Source organism: Gordonia sp. LMA484 (genome assembly GCF_058129505.1).
This window is the reverse complement of the sequence record NZ_CM176700.1, coordinates 4,427,712-4,445,816: the sequence shown is the minus strand read 5'-3', so window position 1 is coordinate 4,445,816 and position 18,105 is coordinate 4,427,712. Positions and strand designations below refer to the sequence as shown.

At 64.1% G+C, this 18,105-nt stretch carries 15 protein-coding genes and 2 pseudogenes; 9 read left to right on the top strand and 8 right to left on the bottom strand.

Features of this window, described 5'->3' with window-relative positions; genetic code table 11:
- Positions 1-177 precede the first annotated feature (177 nt).
- The 8 genes and pseudogenes from AC4AMJ_RS19705 to AC4AMJ_RS19670 all read left to right on the top strand — a co-directional run bounded on the left by AC4AMJ_RS19705 (position 178) and on the right by AC4AMJ_RS19670 (position 9,094).
- The gene (locus AC4AMJ_RS19705) at positions 178-957 is read left to right on the top strand and encodes an SDR family NAD(P)-dependent oxidoreductase (RefSeq protein WP_489914160.1); all 780 of its coding nucleotides are present in this window, start codon (positions 178-180) and stop codon (positions 955-957) included.
- 72 nt (positions 958-1,029) lie between these two features.
- Entirely contained in the window at positions 1,030-1,818 is a 789-nt protein-coding gene (locus tag AC4AMJ_RS19700; RefSeq protein ID WP_489914158.1) for a 2-keto-4-pentenoate hydratase, read from the top strand.
- A 321-nt stretch (positions 1,819-2,139) separates the two neighbouring features.
- Positions 2,140-3,045 (top strand): acetaldehyde dehydrogenase (acetylating), encoded by a 906-nt coding sequence (locus tag AC4AMJ_RS19695; RefSeq protein WP_489914156.1) that lies wholly within the window; start codon positions 2,140-2,142, stop codon positions 3,043-3,045.
- Positions 3,042-4,115, top strand: coding sequence for a 4-hydroxy-2-oxovalerate aldolase (dmpG, locus tag AC4AMJ_RS19690; RefSeq protein ID WP_489914154.1), 1,074 nt, complete (start codon positions 3,042-3,044; stop codon positions 4,113-4,115). The genes AC4AMJ_RS19695 and dmpG overlap by 4 nt, the downstream gene beginning before the upstream one ends.
- A gap of 477 nt (positions 4,116-4,592) precedes the next feature.
- Positions 4,593-6,124 (top strand): annotated as a pseudogene (locus tag AC4AMJ_RS19685) (MFS transporter).
- Positions 6,125-6,378: 254 nt separating this feature from the next.
- Positions 6,379-7,560: an NAD(P)/FAD-dependent oxidoreductase gene (locus AC4AMJ_RS19680; RefSeq protein ID WP_489914152.1), complete on the top strand. Its 1,182-nt coding sequence runs from the start codon at positions 6,379-6,381 to the stop codon at positions 7,558-7,560.
- Positions 7,561-7,586: 26 nt separating this feature from the next.
- On the top strand, positions 7,587-7,781 hold the full coding sequence (locus AC4AMJ_RS19675) for a ferredoxin (protein ID WP_489914150.1): 195 nt from the start codon (positions 7,587-7,589) through the stop codon (positions 7,779-7,781).
- Between the two features lie 66 nt (positions 7,782-7,847).
- Positions 7,848-9,094, top strand: a pseudogene (locus tag AC4AMJ_RS19670) (cytochrome P450).
- 107 nt (positions 9,095-9,201) lie between these two features.
- Here AC4AMJ_RS19670 and AC4AMJ_RS19665 read toward each other — a convergent pair.
- The 6 genes from AC4AMJ_RS19665 to AC4AMJ_RS19640 all read right to left on the bottom strand — a co-directional run bounded on the left by AC4AMJ_RS19665 (position 9,202) and on the right by AC4AMJ_RS19640 (position 15,426).
- Positions 9,202-10,722, bottom strand: a complete 1,521-nt coding sequence (locus tag AC4AMJ_RS19665; RefSeq protein ID WP_489914148.1) for an acyl-CoA synthetase — start codon at positions 10,720-10,722, stop codon at positions 9,202-9,204.
- Between the two features lie 29 nt (positions 10,723-10,751).
- Positions 10,752-10,946 carry a DUF3263 domain-containing protein gene (locus AC4AMJ_RS19660; protein WP_124708547.1) on the bottom strand — a complete coding sequence of 65 codons (195 nt, stop codon included), beginning with the start codon at positions 10,944-10,946 and terminating at the stop codon, positions 10,752-10,754.
- Positions 10,947-10,977: 31 nt separating this feature from the next.
- Positions 10,978-11,739 carry an SDR family NAD(P)-dependent oxidoreductase gene (locus tag AC4AMJ_RS19655; RefSeq protein WP_197718232.1) on the bottom strand — a complete coding sequence of 254 codons (762 nt, stop codon included), beginning with the start codon at positions 11,737-11,739 and terminating at the stop codon, positions 10,978-10,980.
- Positions 11,740-11,890: 151 nt separating this feature from the next.
- Complete coding sequence (locus AC4AMJ_RS19650) at positions 11,891-12,565, bottom strand: TetR-type transcription factor C-terminal domain-containing protein (protein WP_489914145.1); 675 nt, start codon at positions 12,563-12,565, stop codon at positions 11,891-11,893.
- Between the two features lie 69 nt (positions 12,566-12,634).
- Positions 12,635-13,399, bottom strand: a complete 765-nt coding sequence (locus tag AC4AMJ_RS19645; RefSeq protein ID WP_489914143.1) for an enoyl-CoA hydratase/isomerase family protein — start codon at positions 13,397-13,399, stop codon at positions 12,635-12,637.
- Complete coding sequence (locus AC4AMJ_RS19640; RefSeq protein ID WP_489914141.1) at positions 13,396-15,426, bottom strand: alpha-ketoacid dehydrogenase subunit alpha/beta; 2,031 nt, start codon at positions 15,424-15,426, stop codon at positions 13,396-13,398. Before AC4AMJ_RS19640 ends, AC4AMJ_RS19645 begins: the two co-directional genes overlap by 4 nt.
- 144 nt (positions 15,427-15,570) lie before the next feature.
- On the opposite strand from AC4AMJ_RS19640, the gene AC4AMJ_RS19635 reads away from it, so the two are divergent.
- Complete coding sequence (locus AC4AMJ_RS19635) at positions 15,571-16,734, top strand: acyl-CoA dehydrogenase family protein (protein WP_489914139.1); 1,164 nt, start codon at positions 15,571-15,573, stop codon at positions 16,732-16,734.
- Between the two features lie 72 nt (positions 16,735-16,806).
- On the opposite strand, the gene AC4AMJ_RS19630 is transcribed toward AC4AMJ_RS19635, so the two are convergent.
- Positions 16,807-17,547: an SDR family oxidoreductase gene (locus AC4AMJ_RS19630; RefSeq protein ID WP_489914137.1), complete on the bottom strand. Its 741-nt coding sequence runs from the start codon at positions 17,545-17,547 to the stop codon at positions 16,807-16,809.
- A gap of 46 nt (positions 17,548-17,593) precedes the next feature.
- A complete protein-coding gene (locus tag AC4AMJ_RS19625) occupies positions 17,594-17,968 on the bottom strand; it encodes a carboxymuconolactone decarboxylase family protein (protein ID WP_489914135.1) in 375 nt (124 codons plus the stop codon).
- Positions 17,969-18,105 lie beyond the last annotated feature (137 nt).

Genomic DNA, 18,105 nt, shown 5'->3' with positions numbered 1-18,105 from the left:
TCGTCGGGCCGGGCCGGTCGGGAGGCGCGGTCTCCCGTTCAGCGGACGGCGATTTCCGTCTTCCCGCTCAGCGGGTGCGAATTCCCGCCGCGAGCGGGACGTCTGGTGGTATCGCTGGGGTAGTGACCCCAGACGCCGGCGATAAGTATGGCGGCGAGTACAGCGAGGAGAACCGCGATGCAGCGATACACCGGACGACGAGTTCTGATCACCGGTGGCGGATCCGGGATCGGTCAGGCCACCGTGCTGCGGATGCTCGACGAAGGTGCCGACGTCGTCGCGGCCGACATCAGCGAGGCCGGTCTCGCCGACACCAAGAGCAAGGCGGGGGCATCGTCGAAGCTGACGACGATCGTGGTCAACGTCGCCGACGAAGCGTCGGTCCGTGCGGGCGTCGCGGCCGCGGTCGAGGGCCTCGGCGGACTCGACGTCCTGGTCAATGCCGCGGGAATACTGCGGTCCGCCCACACCCATGAGCTGTCACTGGAGCAGTTCGAGTCGGTCATCCGCATCAACCTGACCGGCACGTTCCTGATGATCCGCGAAGCCATCCCGGCGCTACGACAGGGTACGTCGCCGGCGGTCGTGAACTTCAGCTCCACGTCCGCCGCCTTCGCGCACCCGTACATGGCCGCCTACGCCGCGAGCAAGGGTGGCATCCAGGCGATGACGCACGCGTTGGCCTCCGAGTACGGGAAGGTCGGCATCCGGTTCACTGCGGTCCAGCCGGGCTCCATCTCGTCGGGCATGACCGACGGTAGCGGGGCCAGCGCGCAGAGCGTCGGACCTGGATTGCCCGAAGACGCCGACTTCTCGCTGTTTCCCGCACCGCTGTTGTTCGGCGGTGGGTTTGCGCCGCCGGAGACGGTTGCCGGCGTGGTCGCCATGCTCGCGAGCGAGGACGCAGCCTTCATCACCGGAACCGAGGTTCGCATCGACGGTGGCTCACACGCCTGACCCAGGGGCATGTCGCCAATCTGCAACATGTTCTAAACTAGAACACGTTCACTCTACCGAGAAGGAGTCGAAGTGGCAGTCGACCGGGCAGTTCGTGAGCAGATCGCTGCCGATCTGTGGAACGCGGAGCGGACCGCGGTCGCCGTCGACCGTCCGACCGATTCGTACTCTGACCTCGATGTCGTCGACGCCTACGAGATCCAGCTGATCAACATTCGCAAGCGCCTCGACGCGGGGGCCAAGGTCGCTGGGCACAAGGTGGGGCTGGCATCCGAGGCGATGCAGAAGATGATGAACGTCGACGAGCCTGACTACGGCCATCTGCTCGACGAGATGCAGTACTTCGAGTCCACGCCCATCGACGCCAAGAAACTGTGCTTTCCTCGCGTCGAGGTGGAGGTCGGGTTCATCCTGGGCAAAGACCTGCCCGGCGCGGGCTGCACCAACGAGGACGTGATCGAGGCGGTCGAATGGGTGGTGCCGTCGATCGAGCTCATCGACTCACGCATCAAGGATTGGAAGATCACCCTGTGCGACACGATCGCCGACAATGCGTCGTCGTGCGGCTGGATTCTGGGGGAGCAGCGTGTCCCGATCAGCGAGATCGACACCGGCGACATCGACGCGGTGCTGCACCGTAATGGGGAGATCGTCGCGAAGGGCAACTCGTCGGCGGTGCTCGGCCACCCGCTCAACGCCGTGTCGTGGTTGGCGCGCAAGGTGGAGAGCTTCGGGGTGCGGTTGCGTAAGGGTGATGTGATCCTGCCCGGTACCGCGACGCGGGCGATCGACATCAGTTCGGGGGATCACTTCGTTGCCGAGTTCGCCGGGCTCGGCTCGGTCACTCTCGACTTCGACTAGCAGTCTTTTCGGTCCCTGAGGAGGGAGCTTGCGAGCGTCACGTGCTTTCGGTCCCTGAGGAGCGAGCTTGCGAGCGTCGCGTGCTTTCGGTCCCTGAGGAGCGAGCTTGCGAGCGTCACGAAGGGTCCTTCGTGACGGCCCTCCGCAAGCTCCGGGCCTCCTCAGGAACCGGGGCACGGCCCTCCGCAAGCTCCGGGCCTCCTCAGGAACCGGGGCACGGCCCTCCGCAAGCTCCGGGCCTCCTCAGGAACCGGGGCACGGCCGTTCGCAAGCTCCGGGCCTCCTCAGGAACCGGGACGTAACCAACGAGAGGAGTTGTATATGACAGCGAAGCTGACCGCAGCGATCATCGGGTCGGGCAACATCGGCACCGATCTGATGTACAAGCTGCACCGTTCCGAGGTGATCGAGCCCCGATGGATGGTCGGTATCGACGCCGACTCCGAGGGGATGAAGCGGGCCGCTGATCGTGGACTGATCACCATGAGTGGTGGTGCTGATGAGTTGTTGGGCTCGTCGGAGAAGCCCGATCTCATCTTCGAGGCCACGTCTGCCTACGTCCATCGCGAATACGCACCCAAATACGAGGCCGCCGGGATCACAGCGGTCGACCTCACGCCCGCCGCGGTAGGGCCTGCGGTGGTGCCGCCGGCGAACCTGCGTGAGCATCTGGATGCGCCGAACACCAACATGATCACCTGTGGCGGGCAGGCCACCATCCCGATGGTGCATGCCGTGTCGTCGGTGGTGCCGGTGCCATACGCGGAGATCGTCGCGTCGGTGGCCTCGGTGTCGGCCGGCCCCGGAACCCGCGCCAACATCGACGAGTTCACCCGGACCACGTCAAAGGGGGTGGAAACCATCGGTGGGGCCGACCGCGGCAAGGCGATCATCATTCTCAACCCGGCCGATCCGCCGATGATCATGCGCGACACCATCTTCTGCGCGATCCCGGCTGATGCGGACACCGACGCCATCGCCGAGTCGATCCATCAGCGGGAGAAAGAGATCCAGGCGTATGTGCCCGGCTATCGGCTGCTTCAGGATCCACAGTTCGATCCGCCGAGTGTGATCAACGGCGGGCACGCTCGCGTGTCGATCTTCGTCGAGGTCGAAGGCGCCGGCGATTTCCTCCCGCCGTACGCCGGCAACCTGGACATCATGACCGCCGCCGCCACCAAGGTGGGCGAAGAGATCGCGAAGACCAAGTTGGGAGCCACCGCATGAGCACAGCCACTGACCTGATGGCGAACGCCCGCAAGTACTCCGACGCCCTCGACATCCGGATCACCGACTCGTCGTTGCGCGATGGCAGCCACCACAAGCGCCATCAGTTCACCGAGCAGGAGGTGCGTGACATCGTCGCGGCGCTCGATGCGTCCGGTGTGCCGGTGATCGAGGTGACCCACGGAGACGGACTGGGTGGGTCGTCGTTCAACTACGGATTCTCCAAGACGCCGGAGCAGCAACTGATCAAGGCGGCCGCCGAAACTGCGAAGCAGGCCAAGATCGCGTTCCTGATGCTGCCCGGCCTCGGCACCAAGGACGACATCCGCGCGGCACAGGACAATGGCGGTCAGATCTGTCGGATCGCCACCCACTGCACCGAGGCCGATGTGTCGATCCAGCATTTCGGGCTGGCGCGCGACCTCGGGTTGGAGACCGTCGGCTTTCTGATGATGAGCCACTCCCAGCCGCCGGAGAAGTTGGCGCAGCAGGCCCGGATCATGGCGGACGCCGGTTGTCAGTGTGTGTACGTCGTGGACTCGGCGGGCGCGTTGGTGCTCGAGGACGTGACCTATCGGGTGCAGGCGCTGCGGGCCGAGCTCGGTGATGACGCGCAGATCGGTTTCCACGGGCATGAGAACCTCGACATCGCGGTGGCCAACTCCATCAACGCGATTCGTGCCGGTGCGCAGCAGATCGACGGGTCGATCCGCCGCTTCGGTGCCGGCGCGGGCAATACGCCCACGGAAGCCTTCGTGGGGGTATGCGACAAGCTGGGCATCACCACCGGCGTGGACTTCATGAAGATCGCCGATGCCGCCCAGGATGTGGTGCGTCCGGCGATGCCGTCGGAATGTCTGGTGGATCGGTCGTCGATGATGATGGGGTACGCGGGCTGTTACAGCTCGTTCCTCAAGCACGCCGAGGGGCATGCCGAGCGCTACAACGTGTCCGCCGCCGACATCCTGATCGAGGCCGGCAACCGCAAACTCGTCGGCGGGCAGGAGGATCAGCTCATCGATATCGCGTTGGAACTGAAGAAGAAGCAGGACGCGAACGCCGGGGTGTGACTGGTACACGCTTTCAGCGAACGTCCGTGCACACGGTTGATTGATCATCCGAGTGCACGGACGTTTTGCGTTTGTCTGCAGTGCAACGCGGGTGTGATGCGCGGCGGTGTTGGCAGGGGAGTTCGGGTGAGGTGGCCCTTCGTGACGCTCGGCTAGCGCCTCACTCACTCCTCAGGGATCTGGAGAAAGCGCTCGGCTAGCGCCTCGCTCCTCAGGGATCGGTGGGGGAGTGCTCGGCTAGCGCCGCGCTCCTCAGGGACCGGTGGGGAGTGCGTGGCTGGCGCCTCGGTCCCCAGAGGCCGGGGGTGTGATGCAGGTCACTAGTTTATTGTGATCCAAGGTACACAAGGTTTACCAAGTGAGCTAAATTACTGGAGTTCCTGCAGGACAGCGCCACGAGGACGTGGCGATCTTCTCTCACACCTCCACATGCCTGACCAGGCGATCCCGCGTCAGGTACCACCCGTAAGGATGCCCATGTCTCTTGCGTCGGAACCCACCCATGCCCGAAGTAGCGCCGGCAGTGGATGGACACCCAGACTCGTCTCTCGCTGTTCTCCATCGTGATGACCCTCGAGATCCTTGCGGTCAGTTACGCGATGGTCTCGGTGGCACTTCCGCAGATCGCTGCGCATTACCAAACCGCCCAGGGCGCATGGATGTTGACGGCCTTCCTGCTCGTCGGTGCGATCTCGGGGCCGATTCTCGGCAAGCTCGCCGACATGTACGGCAAGCGAAAGCTGTTGTTGATCGCCATGTCGCTTGCCGCAGTCGGATCACTGATCTGCGCGATCGCACCCAACTACTCGACGATGATCATGGGCCGTGCACTCAGCGGCGTGCTCGCCCCGTGTGTCTTCCTCGGGTACTCACTTGTTCGAGATGTGTTCCCGGAGAAGATCACTGCGGTGTCGGTCAGCATCATCACCAGCGGGCTCGGTCTTGTCGCGGTGCCGTCGCCGTTCCTGTCGGGCTGGCTCATCGACAATTTCGGCTTCCGCAGCATCTTCTGGTTCTTCGTCATCGGCTTGATCACCTGCGGAGTCCTGATCATGGTGTCGACCACCGAGTCCGCTGTGCGGCTACGGTCTCGCCTCGACCTGGTCGGTGCAGCCCTCCTGGGCGGTGGAATCGCCGGTGTGCTCGTGGCAGTCAGCTTTGGGCCCACCTGGGGCTGGACCGACGGAGCAACCCTCGGCTATCTGGTTGCCGGTATCGCGTTGCTGGCCGCCTGGCTCTTCTCGGCGACGGTGATTCGCGAACCGCTGATCGAACTGGCGATTCTGCGCAATCGGGCGATCGGTCTCACCGCATTCGGTTCCGGTGTCGCATACGGTTGTAGCGCCTTGTTCTCGGTGCTGTTGCCGATGTTGGTCATGACGCCGGCCCTCCTGGGTCTGGGGTACGGCTTCGGGATCGATGCCGAAGCCTACGCATTGTTCATGGTTCCGAATGCGGCCTGCGTGGTCATCGGCGGCATCGTCGCGGGCAACCTGGTTGCGAGGGGGCTCCGGCCTCGACTGCTGATGATCTCCGGTCTCAGCCTCATGGCACTGGGCTTCCTGCTCGTCGGTGCGTCGCACAGCTCGAAGCCGATGCTCATGTTCTTCGCCGGAGTCGCGGGACTCGGTATGGGCTTTGCCTATTCATCAGTTCCGAACCTGCTGATCGAGGCGGTCCCGCCGCAAATGCAGGCCACCTCTGCCAGTGTTGTGAACGTCGCGCAGAATGTTGTCGCCGCTATTCTCCCGGTTGCCGTCTTTGCCGTGCTCAACAACTCCTACATGGCGCCGATCCCGAAGGAGATGGTGCATGGCGCCACGTTCTACACCGACGACGGTTTCTCGGTCGCGTTCTGGATCGGCGCGGGTGTGTGCCTCTTCGGGGCCCTGGCGGCGATCCTGATCCCGCGTACCGTTCGACGGATCGAAGGCCCGCCCGCCGATCTGGTGGACACCCACGACACGCACGTGGACACGTCACGGGTTGCGGGAGTTGCCAATGCCTGAACGTTGCCCCAGCTGATCGGTGCCGCGCAACACGCGAAGAGACCCCTGGTCCAGGCCGGGGGTCTCTTGACGTGCGTGTGCCGGGAAGCGTGCGAGATCGCGCCGCTTTTCGGGCCACATTGCATATTGTTTGTACCGACCAGTTGGTCTAATATACTTTGTGATGTAGACCTCACCTTCTTTTCGAGACGGGAGTTCAGTGTGAAGGAAACACTCTGCCGCCGCGCGGCCTCGCCGCATCGCCGGAGGCTGCGATGAAGACCGTCACGAGCGTCCTCGTCGTGGGCGCATCCGCTTCCGGCCTGTCGACAGTCGATGCGTTGCGCCGCAAGGGGTTCACGGGCAACATCACCGTCATCGGCGATGAGCCGCACATGCCCTACGATCGTCCGCCGCTCTCCAAGCAGATCCTTGAGGGCGTGTGGACCCCAGACCGTGCCCAACTCCGCAGCGACGACATGATCGCCAAGCTCGACGCCGAGTTCGTACTCGGCGAGGAGGCGGTTGCGCTGGATGTGGCCGAGCGTCGGGTGACTTCTCGGTCGGGCCGCGAATTCGTTGCCGATGCCGTGGTGATCGCAACGGGGGTTCGGCCCCGCGAGCTTTCCGGCCAGGCCGGGGTGGATGGGGTCTTCGTCATGCGAAGCCTCGAGGACTCGATGAACCTGCGCCAGCGGCTGCTCGATCAGCCCAAGGTCGTCGTGGTGGGTGAGGGCGTGTTGGGGGCAGAGGTATCTGCGACGGCGCGAAAGATGGGGGCCGAGGTGACGATGACCGGTCCGCAGCCACGCCCGATGTCACTGCAGATCGGAACCATGGCGTCGCAGGTGCTGGCCGATGTGCACACCGAGAACGGCGTCCGGCTGCGACTCGGTGTCGGTGTCGCCGAACTCGTGCACGAGGCAAACGTGGTGCGCGGTGTCCGGTTGGAGACCGGCGAGGTCCTCGAGGCCGAAGCTGTGGTGGTCTCCATCGGGTCTGTCCCGGCCACCGCGTGGTTGGCCGACAGCGGGCTCACACTCGACAACGGTGTGGTCTGCAATTCGAACTGTGCAGCAGCACAATCGATCTACGCAGTCGGGGATGTCTCCCGCTGGTACCACAATTCGCTTGGGCGCCACTTCAGGCTGGAGAACCGCACGAACGCCACAGATCAGGCCGCAGTGGTCGCCGACGACATCCTGGGCATCGAGCATCACTACGAGCCGATTCCGTACTTCTGGACCGATCAGTTCGACGTCAAGATCCAGGTGCACGGTGCAATCAGCTCCGACGCCACGCCGCAGATCGTGGAAGGGGACACCTCGGCAAGACGATTCGTGGCGACCTACCGCACCGACGGCCGGGTGACCGGTGTACTGGGTTGCAACATGCCCAAGCAGACCCGGCTACATCGGCAGGACATCGTCGATGACCTCGAGCCGCAGTTCGCTTAACAGCCAATCAGTTCAGGAGGAAGCACATGAAAGTCACCATCGACGAAGTGAAATGTGTCGCGGCAGGGCAATGCGTGGCGGCGGCACCGGACGTGTTCGACCAGCGTGACGAGGACGGCATCGTGTTCCTGCTGGCACAGGACCCGCCCGCCGACGAGGCCGAGAACGTCCGGCAAGCAGCCGCGGTGTGCCCCGCCATGGCCATCGTGGTCGAAGAATGACGATCGACGAACGACCACGGCCCCAGCGCACGTGATGACCACCGATCCCGACCGAAGGAGATGACCATGACCGAAGGAACAAGCGGAGCCACGTTGCCGGTGGAGTCCGACGATGTACCCGTCTATCCCACCCCCCGTGACGCCAAGTGCCCATTCCTGCCGGCTCCGGAAATCCGGGAGCTGCTCGCCGACGGTGTGGTGCTCTCGCGGGTGCGTACCTGGGATGGCCGCACTCCGTGGCTGGTGACATCGCATGCGGGGCAACGCACGATCATGTCCGACCCCGAGTCAGTGCCAACGATCACCTCCCGGGTTTCCCGCATCCGACCCAGGCGCAAGCGGAGACCATTCACGAGCGTCCCAAGACGATCTTCGACTCGGACGGCCCGGAACATGCACGCCTGCGGCGTATGTTGACGAACTCGTTCACCCGCGGACGGATGGAGAAGATCCGCCCGGTCATTCAGCAGCAGACCGACGATCTGGTCGACGCGATGCTGGCCGGCCCGAACCCCGTCGACCTGGTTGAGGCATTGTCCTTGCCGTTGCCGTCGTTGATGATTTGCGAGCTCCTGGGTGTGCCGTACGAAGATCACGACTTCTTTCAGGAGCACGCGAAGGTTGCCAACGCGAGGGAGGTGACACCGGAGGAGAACGGGATCGCGATGCGCACGTTGGGTGGCTATGTCACAGAACTCATCGAGGCCAAGATGGCCAAGCCCGAAGAGGACGTCATCTCCGATCTCGCCCAGCGCGTCTCCAATGGCGACCTCGACCTTGCCGAGGCCTCGATGCTGGGGATGATCCTGTTGATCGCGGGACACGAGACCAGTGCCAACATGATCACCCTGGGCGCTGCCGTACTCCTGCAGAACCCTGATCAGCTCGCGCTGGTGCGCGACATGACCGAGCGTAAGCCGTTGGCCGCGACGGTGGAGGAACTGCTCCGATACCTGACGATTCCGCACCTCCTCGAGCGTCGGGTTGCGCTGGAGGACATCGAGTTCGAGGGAGAGGTGATCCGTGCTGGGGACGGCATCATTGCGCCGTTGCCGGCCGCCAACTTCGATCCCGCGGCTTTCCCGGAGCCGGAGAAGCTCGACGTCACGCGTGATGCGCGGCACCACCATGCGTTCGGCTGGGGTCCCCACCAGTGCATCGGTCAGCAGTTGGCGAGGATCGAGCTGGAGGTTGTCTTCGGCACCTTGTTCCGTCGCGTACCGAACCTGAGATTGGCCGCACCCTTCGAAACATTGCGATTCAAGGGGGATTCACTCGCCTACGGCATCTACGAACTACCGGTGGCCTGGTAGCGCCCACGGCGTACAGGAGGGCACACAAACGCGCGGGGGACGAGATCTGATCTCGTCCCCCGCGCGTATGTGCCCGGACTGCTCGACCGTCGCGATGCAGGCGTCTGTCACTTCTGTTCGCGTAGTACTCGTTTCAATACCTTTCCCGAAGGAGTCCGGGGGAGAGCGTCGACAAAGACGATCTCGGCCGGCACTTTGTACTTGGCAAGGCGCGCCCGAACAAAGTCCTGCAGCGCCGCGGCAGTCAGGGAAGAGTTCGCCTTCCGCACCACATACGCCTTGGGGACCTCTCCCCACTTCGGGTGTGACACGCCGAGAACTGCCGCCTCGATCACATCGTCGTTCTCGTAGAGGACGCGTTCCACCTCCGGTGTCGCGATGTTCTCACCGCCGGAGACGATCATGTCCTTCTTGCGGTCTTCGATGAACAGGTAGCCGTCCGCGTCGATGCGCCCGATGTCGCCGGTGTGGAACCAGCCGTCGCGAATGGCTTTCGCGGTCGCCTCGGGATCCTTCCAGTAGCCGCGGGTGACCTTCGGGCCCTTGATGACGATCTCGCCGAGTTCGTCGGTGCCGGCGACGGACCCGTCATCGGCTACAACACGAATCTGTGTGTGTGGCATCGGTCTACCGACAGAACCGAGCTTCGTCCGCGAGTGTTGGGCGTCGTTGACGCAGTCCCCGGACACGGTCTCGGTCAAACCGTAGGCGTCGGCGAACCAGGTGGTGGGGAACACCTTGCTGATGTGCTCGTACAGCGGCTCCGGCATCTTCTCGCCGCCACCGGTGATGATGCGCAGCGACGCCATGTCGCGGGTGTGGACATCGGGTACGTGGAGCAGCGCGTTCATCATGGCGGGCGCGAGCCACACGACGCTGGGCCGCAGTGACTCGATCGCGGTGAGCACCGTGGTGGGCTCGAACTTGACCACGATGTGCAGGGTGCCGCCGGCGTGCAGAGTTGCCAGTCCCGGCAGGTCCATTCCGCCCACGTGATACATCGGACCACAGATGAGCGTCGAATCCTTCTCGGTCAGACCGAACTCGAGGATGTGGGCGAAGTTCTTCCACAGGAGATTCTCGTGCGAGATCTGAACGCCCTTGGGCCGCGACGTGGTGCCGGATGTGTACATGAGTCGTTGCAGTTCATCGGGATTGACGTCGACGAGCGAACACCGCGCTCCGTGGTACGGGGCCACCAGGTCGCGATAGGCCACCCATTCGGGACCGGCGGGTTCGTCGACCGTGACATACAGCGACATCTCCGGCAGGTCGGCGCGCAGTTCATCGACAGCGGTGACGAACTCGTCCTCGGTGAGGATGGCGACGGCGCCCGAGTGCTCGAGGATGAAACGCCATTCCTGCGGGGACAGGCGATAATTCAACGGCACGATCGAGGCCCCGAGGCGGTTGGCCGCCATCATGATGTCGAGGTACTCGATGTGGTTGTACATCAACACGCCGATGATCTGCCCGCGCCGGATGCCGTTGTCCGACAGAGCAGTCGCCAGCGCATTCACCCGGTCACGGAGCTCGGCGTGGGTGACGCGCCGGTCGCCTTCGGTGACGGCGAGTGTGTCGGGTCTGACCTCGGCGTTGTGGTCGACGATGGATGCGAAGTTGTACATGGCCTACCTTGTCGTGCGTGGATTCGAGGTTACGCGAGGTCCGAACGTGCGTGATCGGCCAGCGCACGCAGGATCTGCTGATATCGCGCTCGTGACATGCCGAACTCGACGAAGATCTCGTCGTCAGGTGGACCCCCGAACTTCGCCCATCGGTGAGCGAACTTCAGCAGGTATGCGGCCTCCCGGGTGGACAAGACCACGCGGGGAGCGGTTGAACTGGTCATCGGTGTGACCTCCTGAGGGTCCGGGCCCGGTTCAGGGCAGCGAGTATCCGCCGTCGACGACGATCGTCTGCCCGGTCATCCAGCGGGAGTCGTCGCCGGCCAAGAACGTGACCGCCCCGACGATATCGCCGGGGGTGCCCAACCCCATGGGGTGCTTGGCGTCCAGATCGGCCAGGACCTGCTCCGGCAGGTCGGCGTGAATTGCGGTGGGGAAGGTTCCCGGGGACACCGAGTTGATCCGCAGGCCCTCTTTCGCATACTCAAGTGCGGCAACGCGGGTCAGGTGCAGCACGCCGGCTTTGGACACACAGTAGGCGGACGCATAAGGCCATGCGGTCAGGCCGCTGACGGATGCGATGTTGACGATCGAGACCGGGGCCTTCTTGCGGAGCACACGTGCAACGCCACGAATACCGTTGAAGGTTCCGTTCAGGTTCACCGCAAGGGTGCGATTCCAATCGTCGAACTCGAGGTTGTGAATGCGTGCGTTGGGTGAGACGACACCTGCGGTGTTCACGTACACATCAAGTGCGCCGAACGTCTCGACCGTCTGCCGAACGGCGTCCTCCACGGCCGGTCCGTCGGTGACGTCGACGGCGATGCATTCGGCCTTCACCGAACTCGGCAGCGCTGCACGAGTGTGCTCGGCCGCGTGACGAGTCATGTCCACAAGAACGAGGTTCGCGATCGACTCATCAGCAAATCGTGATGCGATCGCCGCGCCCAGCGCCCCTCCGGCGCCGGTGATCAACGCTGTCTTGCCCTCGAGTTGCTCGCCCATGATTGCCTTCACCCCAAAGTCTGTCAGATGCCGGCCGTACCGCAATAGTTCGACCAGTCGGTACAAAAAAGTCTAACCGCTGCGCTTCGGTCAGTCGAGAGGTTCGGAAATTCTCGTCGTCGAATTCCGCGGAATGTTCTGCGCAGGTGGCCGTCCGGTCGGGTCAGGCGCCGACGGCGGCCTGTGCTCCCTCGTGGTGTGCCGCTACTTCACGTTCGACGGCATCGATGTCGAGACCTGGTGTCCCGAAGCCGCCGAACAGGGTGCGGCAGTAGGTGGTGGACAGCTCCTCTGCCGTCCAGCGGGTGGTTCCCGGTTTGAGCCACTGGTAGGTGTGGTTGTGCAGATTGAAGAACTGCAACATCGCCAGATGCGGATCCGAGTGCAGGAACTGCTCGTCGCGCATCGCTTCGACGATGATGCTCTCGATGATCATCTCGAACTCGTGGCGCCGGGCGAGGAACTTCTTCAGGTTCTTGCCGCTGAGATGGCGGTAGTCGTGCTCGTAGACCCAGATGTGATCGAGCCGGGCATAGATCATGTTGAGCAGGATCTCGGAGATGAGCCGAAGTCGCGCGGCTGCGGAGATGTCGACCGACTGGGCGGCGCGGGTCTCTTCCAGGAGTGGTTCGAGGACACGATCCTGGATCTCGACAAGTAGGTTCTCTTTGGACTTGATGTAGTAGTACAACGCGCCCTTGGCAAGGCCGGTGACGTCGCCGAGCTCGGTGGTTCCGGTGGATGCATAGCCATTCTTGGCGAACAGGGCGGCCGCGGTGTCGATGATCTCCTGCTTCTTGGCCTCGTAGCCTTTGCTGTGGCCTGGTGGTCTGCCCATGATCTACTCCAGACTGTTCGGTCGTCCAAGACTAACCTGTGCGTGTCCGCCGAGACTGATGCGGCGCCGTCAGGGCGTGCGGAACGCGACGATGCCACGGCGCGCCTCGTCGGTGGCGAAGACCGCGGTCAACGCCGCACGATCCGCGGCCAGCGAGGCCTGTAGCGAGCTGTCGGTGGCACGATCGACCGCTTCCTTCACGGCACGGATCGCCGGTTGCGGCGCGGCTGACAGCGTCTCGGCCAGTTCCTCGGCAGCGGCGAGTGCGCCACGCGAGCCGGCCTGCCAGCCCAGGCCGAGGGCGTCGGCCTCCTCGGGCCGCAGCCGGCGGCCGCTCATGATCAACTCCTTGGCACGCATGGCGCCGACGATGCGGGTCAACCGGCTCATCCCGCCTGCGCCGGGCACGATGCCGAGCGTCACCTCGGGCAAACCGACCGTCGCGGCTGCCGAGAAGAAGCGGAAGTCGGCGGCCAGCGCCAGTTCGAATCCTCCGCCGAGCGCGTGGCCGTTCACCGCCGCGATGACGGGGATGCCAAGGCGTGCGACCCGGTCGACAGCGCGCTCGAGACGCCGGTTCCACCAGCTCATCGCGTCGACGGAAAGATCGGCGATCTCATGGAGATCTGCGCCCGCCGCGAAGCACCGCCCTGCCCCGGTCAGGATCGCGACCCGAACATCTGCCCGCGTCTCGACCTCGGCAACGGCATCGTCGAGTTGGCCCACCAGCTGCGCGTTGAAAGCGTTCACCGGTGGCCGTGACAAAGTGAGACGGGCGACGCTTCCGACGATCTCGACGTGCACACAATCGGTCGTCGTATCGGATCCGGTCATCGCGCGGCAACCGGTGCAGGGTTGAGCGGATCGGGGTTCATCGCCCGTTCTACGGCTGCCTCGATCTCGTCATGCGAGGGCAACCAGAGCTGTTCGAGGTTGGGCGCATACGGTGCCGGGGACTGCATCGCGGCCACTCGCTCCACCGGTGCATCGAGGTGCCAGAAGCCCTCGCTGACTGCGCGAGCCGCGATCTCCGCGCCGACGCCGAAGTCGCGGGTCGCCTGATGGACCACAACCAGGCGGTTGGTCTTCTGCAACGAAGTCAGCACCGTCTCGAAATCGAGCGGCGAGACCGTCCGGAGGTCGATGACCTCTGCGTCTACGCCGCGATCGGCGAGACGGTCGGCAACCGCGAGGCAATCATGGACGTAGGACGAATACGAGACGAGAGTGACGTCACTGCCCGGTCGACGGACGATGGCGCGACCGAGCGGGACCCGGTGATCCGTGGCGGGTTCGGGGCCCTTCATTCCGTAGAGCAGCCGATTCTCGATCACGATGACCGGATTGGGGTCGGCGATGGCGCTACGCAGGAGTCCGTAGGCATCAGCGGGCGTGGACGGCATCACCACCGTCAGCCCGGGGATGTGCGCGAGCAGTGCCTCGAGACTCTGGGAGTGCTGACTCCCGGACGATTTCCCGGCGGCGAACTGGGTCCGGATCACCAACGGCAGCGACGCGTTGCCGCCGGTCATGAAGCGCATCTTGGCTGCCTGGTTCATGATCTGGTCCAGGCACACGCCGATGAAATCCAGGTACATGATCTCGACGACGGGTTTCATGCCTGCCATCGCGGCACCCACGGCGGTGCCGATGATGGCGCTCTCGGAGATGGGCGTGTCACGGACACGTCCCGGGAATCGCTCGGCCAATCCGCGGGTGAGACCGAAGACGTTGCCGCCCGCCCCGACGTCGATGCCGGCGACGAACACGCGGTCGTCGTCTTCGAGTTCTCGCGTCAGCGCGTTGGTGATCGCGTGCATCATCTTCAGCTGGCCGCCGGCGGGCCGCAGCGGTTCGGCGATCGTAGGGCGTGGTGCGTAGACGTCCGCCAGCACAGTGGCCGGGTCGGGATACGGTGCATTCGTTGCCTCGACGACCGCTTTGTCCAGGCTCTCGGCGATCTCGGCATCAATCGTGTCGACACGGATCCCGAGTTCTCGATGTCGGAGTTGATCGCCCAGCAACGTGATCGGGTCACGCCTCTGCCACTCGGCAATCTCGTCGGCGTCGCGATACTTCTGCGGGTCCCCTTCGTAGTGACCATGCCACCGGTAGGTCGACGCATCGACGATAACCGGACCGCAGGCGCCGTTGCGGATGTCGTCGACCAGTCGGGTCTGGAGATCGACCACGGCGAGGACGTTGTTGCCGTCGACCTCGGCATATCCGACGCCATAGCCGGCAGCACGCGCACGCAGGTCGGCGCGGTGTTGATCGGACGCCGGCGAGAACTCGGCGTACCCGTTGTTCTCGCAGAAGAAGATGATCGGCAGATCCCAGACCGCGGCGAGGTTGACCGACTCGTGGAAGACACCCTGCGCGACTGCGCCGTCTCCGAAGAAGGCCACCACCACCGATCCGTCCCGGCGAAGAGTCGCCGCGGTCCCGGCCCCGACGGCGATCGGCAATCCTGCGCCGACGATCCCGTTGGCCCCGAAGATGCCACGGCGCGGGTCCGCGATGTGCATCGAGCCACCGCGGCCTTTGCAGGTGCCGGTCTCCTTGCCCATGAGCTCGGCGAACATCGGTCCGACCTCGAGGCCCTTGGCGATGCAATGCCCGTGGCCGCGATGCGTCGACGTGATCACGTCGGAGTCCGACAGTGGCCAGCACGCACCGACCGCGGTTGCCTCCTGACCGATGGAGAGATGCAGAAACCCAGGAATCTTGCTGTCACGGTAGAGGGTTGACGCGCGCTGCTCGAACAGGCGGATGGTCTGCATCCGTCGGTAGAGCTCGATCTGCTGATCCTCGGTGAGTGCGCGGCGTGCGGTGGCGGCCGGCGATGTTTCGGTGGTCATGGATGTGTTCCAACTCTCCGATCTATGCGACGGCGTTGACTGTTGTCGACGTCTGGAGCAATATTATACCGACTGGTCGAAAAAACTAAAGGCTGAGTGAGTGGCTGCCGCGCCACTGGTCATACTGCCGAGAGAGGGGCGACGATGGACTTTTCCCTGCCCGAAGACGCGCGACAACTGCAGAAGCTCTGTCGTGACTTCGGTGAGAAGGAAATCGAGCCGTACGCACAGGAGTGGTCGGAGCAGGAGCGATTCCCGAGCGAGACGTTCCTGAAATTGGGTCAGTTGGACCTGGCCGGACTGCTGATCCCCGAGCGGTACGGGGGCGCCGACGTCGGGTACGTCGCCTATGTCGCCGCGATGGAGGCGATCGGCGCGGCGGACCAATCGTTCGCGGCTGCCTGGAATGCTCATTCGACGATCGCCTCACTGCCATTGCTTGCCTACGGCACCGAAGAGCAGAAGCAGCGCTGGCTGCGCCCCCTCGCACGGGGTGAGGCGATCGGCGCGTTCGGGCTGACCGAGCCGTCGGCGGGTTCGGATGCGTCTGCGGTGCGCACACATGCGAGACCGGTCGACGGTGGGTGGGTGCTCAACGGCACCAAGATGTTCATCACCAACGCCGGTACCGATATCACCCTGGGTGTCACGGTGTTGGCCTCCACATCGCGGGGGTCGGAGGGGCGCAAGCGATTCGGCACGTTCTTCGTACCGTCGGGCACGTCCGGATTCACTGTCGGTCGCAAGCTGCGCAAACTCGGATGGCATGCGATGGACACCCGGGAGCTGATCTTCGAAGACTGCTTCATTCCCGACGAGAACCTGATCGGAGAGGAGGGCGAGGGCCTGCGGCAGTTCCTGGCAGTTCTCGATGGCGGGCGGATAAGCGTTGCGGCACTGTCACTGTCGCTTGCGAGCCGGGCGCTGGAACTCGCGATCGGCTATGTCCGCGAACGTGAACAGTTCGGCAAGACTCTGAGTGAGTTCCAGGCGGTCCAGCACAGCGTCGCAACGATGGCCACCGAGGTCGATGCCGCCCGAATGTTGGTGTATCGGGCCGCGTGGCTCGCCGACAACGGAGAGGACTTCAGCGAGGCCGCGGCGATGGCGAAACTCTATGCGTCGGAGGTGGCGAATCGGGTGGCCAGCGCGAGCGTGCAGGTGCACGGGGGCTACGGATACATTCGGGAGTCGACGATCTCGCGATTCTATGCCGATGCGAAGGTGCTCGAGATCGGTGAGGGCACCAACGAGATCCAGCGCAACGTGATCGCGCGGACGGTGTTGCGCCGCAACGTCCGTGGGTGACAGATGGAGGGTGTCTTCCGCTGGGAAGACACCCTCCATCGCGATACGTGGGGTGGTGGAAGTAGATCCTTGTCAGAAGAGGTAACGCCCACCGTTGACGCTCAGTGTCTGGCCGGTGACATAGGCCGCCTCGTCCGATGCCAGATAAGCCACGGCGTGCGCGACATCGGCAGGTTGTCCGGCACGTTTCATGGGCATCATGGTGGCGACCTGTTCCACGTCGACCGGTCCTTCTCGTACGAGCGGGGTGTCGACGAAGCCCGGTGGGACATGGTTCACCGTGATGCCCTTGTCGGCAAACTCCATGGCAAGGGCCTTGGTGAAGCCGATGACCCCACCCTTGGAGGCGGCATAATGTGCCATCGCCGGTGCACCTGTCTGGGCGGACGAGGACGAGATGTTGACGATCCGGCCCTTGCCTTGGTCGAGCATCTCGGCGATGAACTCCTGGGTGACCAGGAACGTGCCTTTGAGGTTCACCCGGATCATCCGATCCCACGCGTCCTCGGTCATGGTGGCGAACGGCTCGTAGGCGGTGATGCCGGCATTGTTCACCACTATGTTCACCGTCCCGACTGCTGCGCGGGTTCGCGTCGCGGCCTCCGCAATCGAGTCGCGGTCCGCGATATCGGCCTCGAGAGCGATTGCGGTCCCGCCATTCTCGCGGATCTCGGCAGCGGTGGCATCGGCACCCTCTTTGTTGAGGTCCCAGATCGCCACGGTTGCGCCTTTGGCGGCGAGGACGGTGGCGATGGCCTGACCGATCCCGCGGCCTCCGCCGGTCACGACGGCCACCTTGCCTTCCAGCGACATCGTTGATCTCCTTCGATCGATTGGTGGTGATGCGCGAGGTGTACGACTACGAGTCGAGTGCCGCTCGTGCCGCATTGCGTGCCGCCGTGGCGGCTGGGAATCCGGTGTAACCGGCTGCGTGGTAGATGAGTTCGGAGATCTCATCGTCGGTGAGCCCGTTGGTCCGCCCGATCGCGAAATGCGTACGCATCTCGGATTCGGCGCCCAGCGCGATGAGGATGCTGAGCGTCACCAGGCTGCGGTCCCGAGGACTCAGGCCTTCGCGGTCCCACAACGATCCCCACACGCTGGTGAGTCCGAGCTCGAGAAGGTCATCGGCTATCCCGCCGTCCAGCAGGTCGATATCGCCGTCTGGGAAAACCCCGGGAAGTGCTCGTCGCATGGCGTCGAGACCGCGCGCCCGCAGATCCTTGGTTGTCAATGTCGTCTCCAATCGGGTTGCGCTGACCGGATTCGAACATTAGACCAATCGGTCGGTACAAGCAAGGAGTTCTGACGCTCGCCCAGGGAAATCGGCGTACCGACGGCGCTGATATGCCGAAAGTCGTTGATCTATGT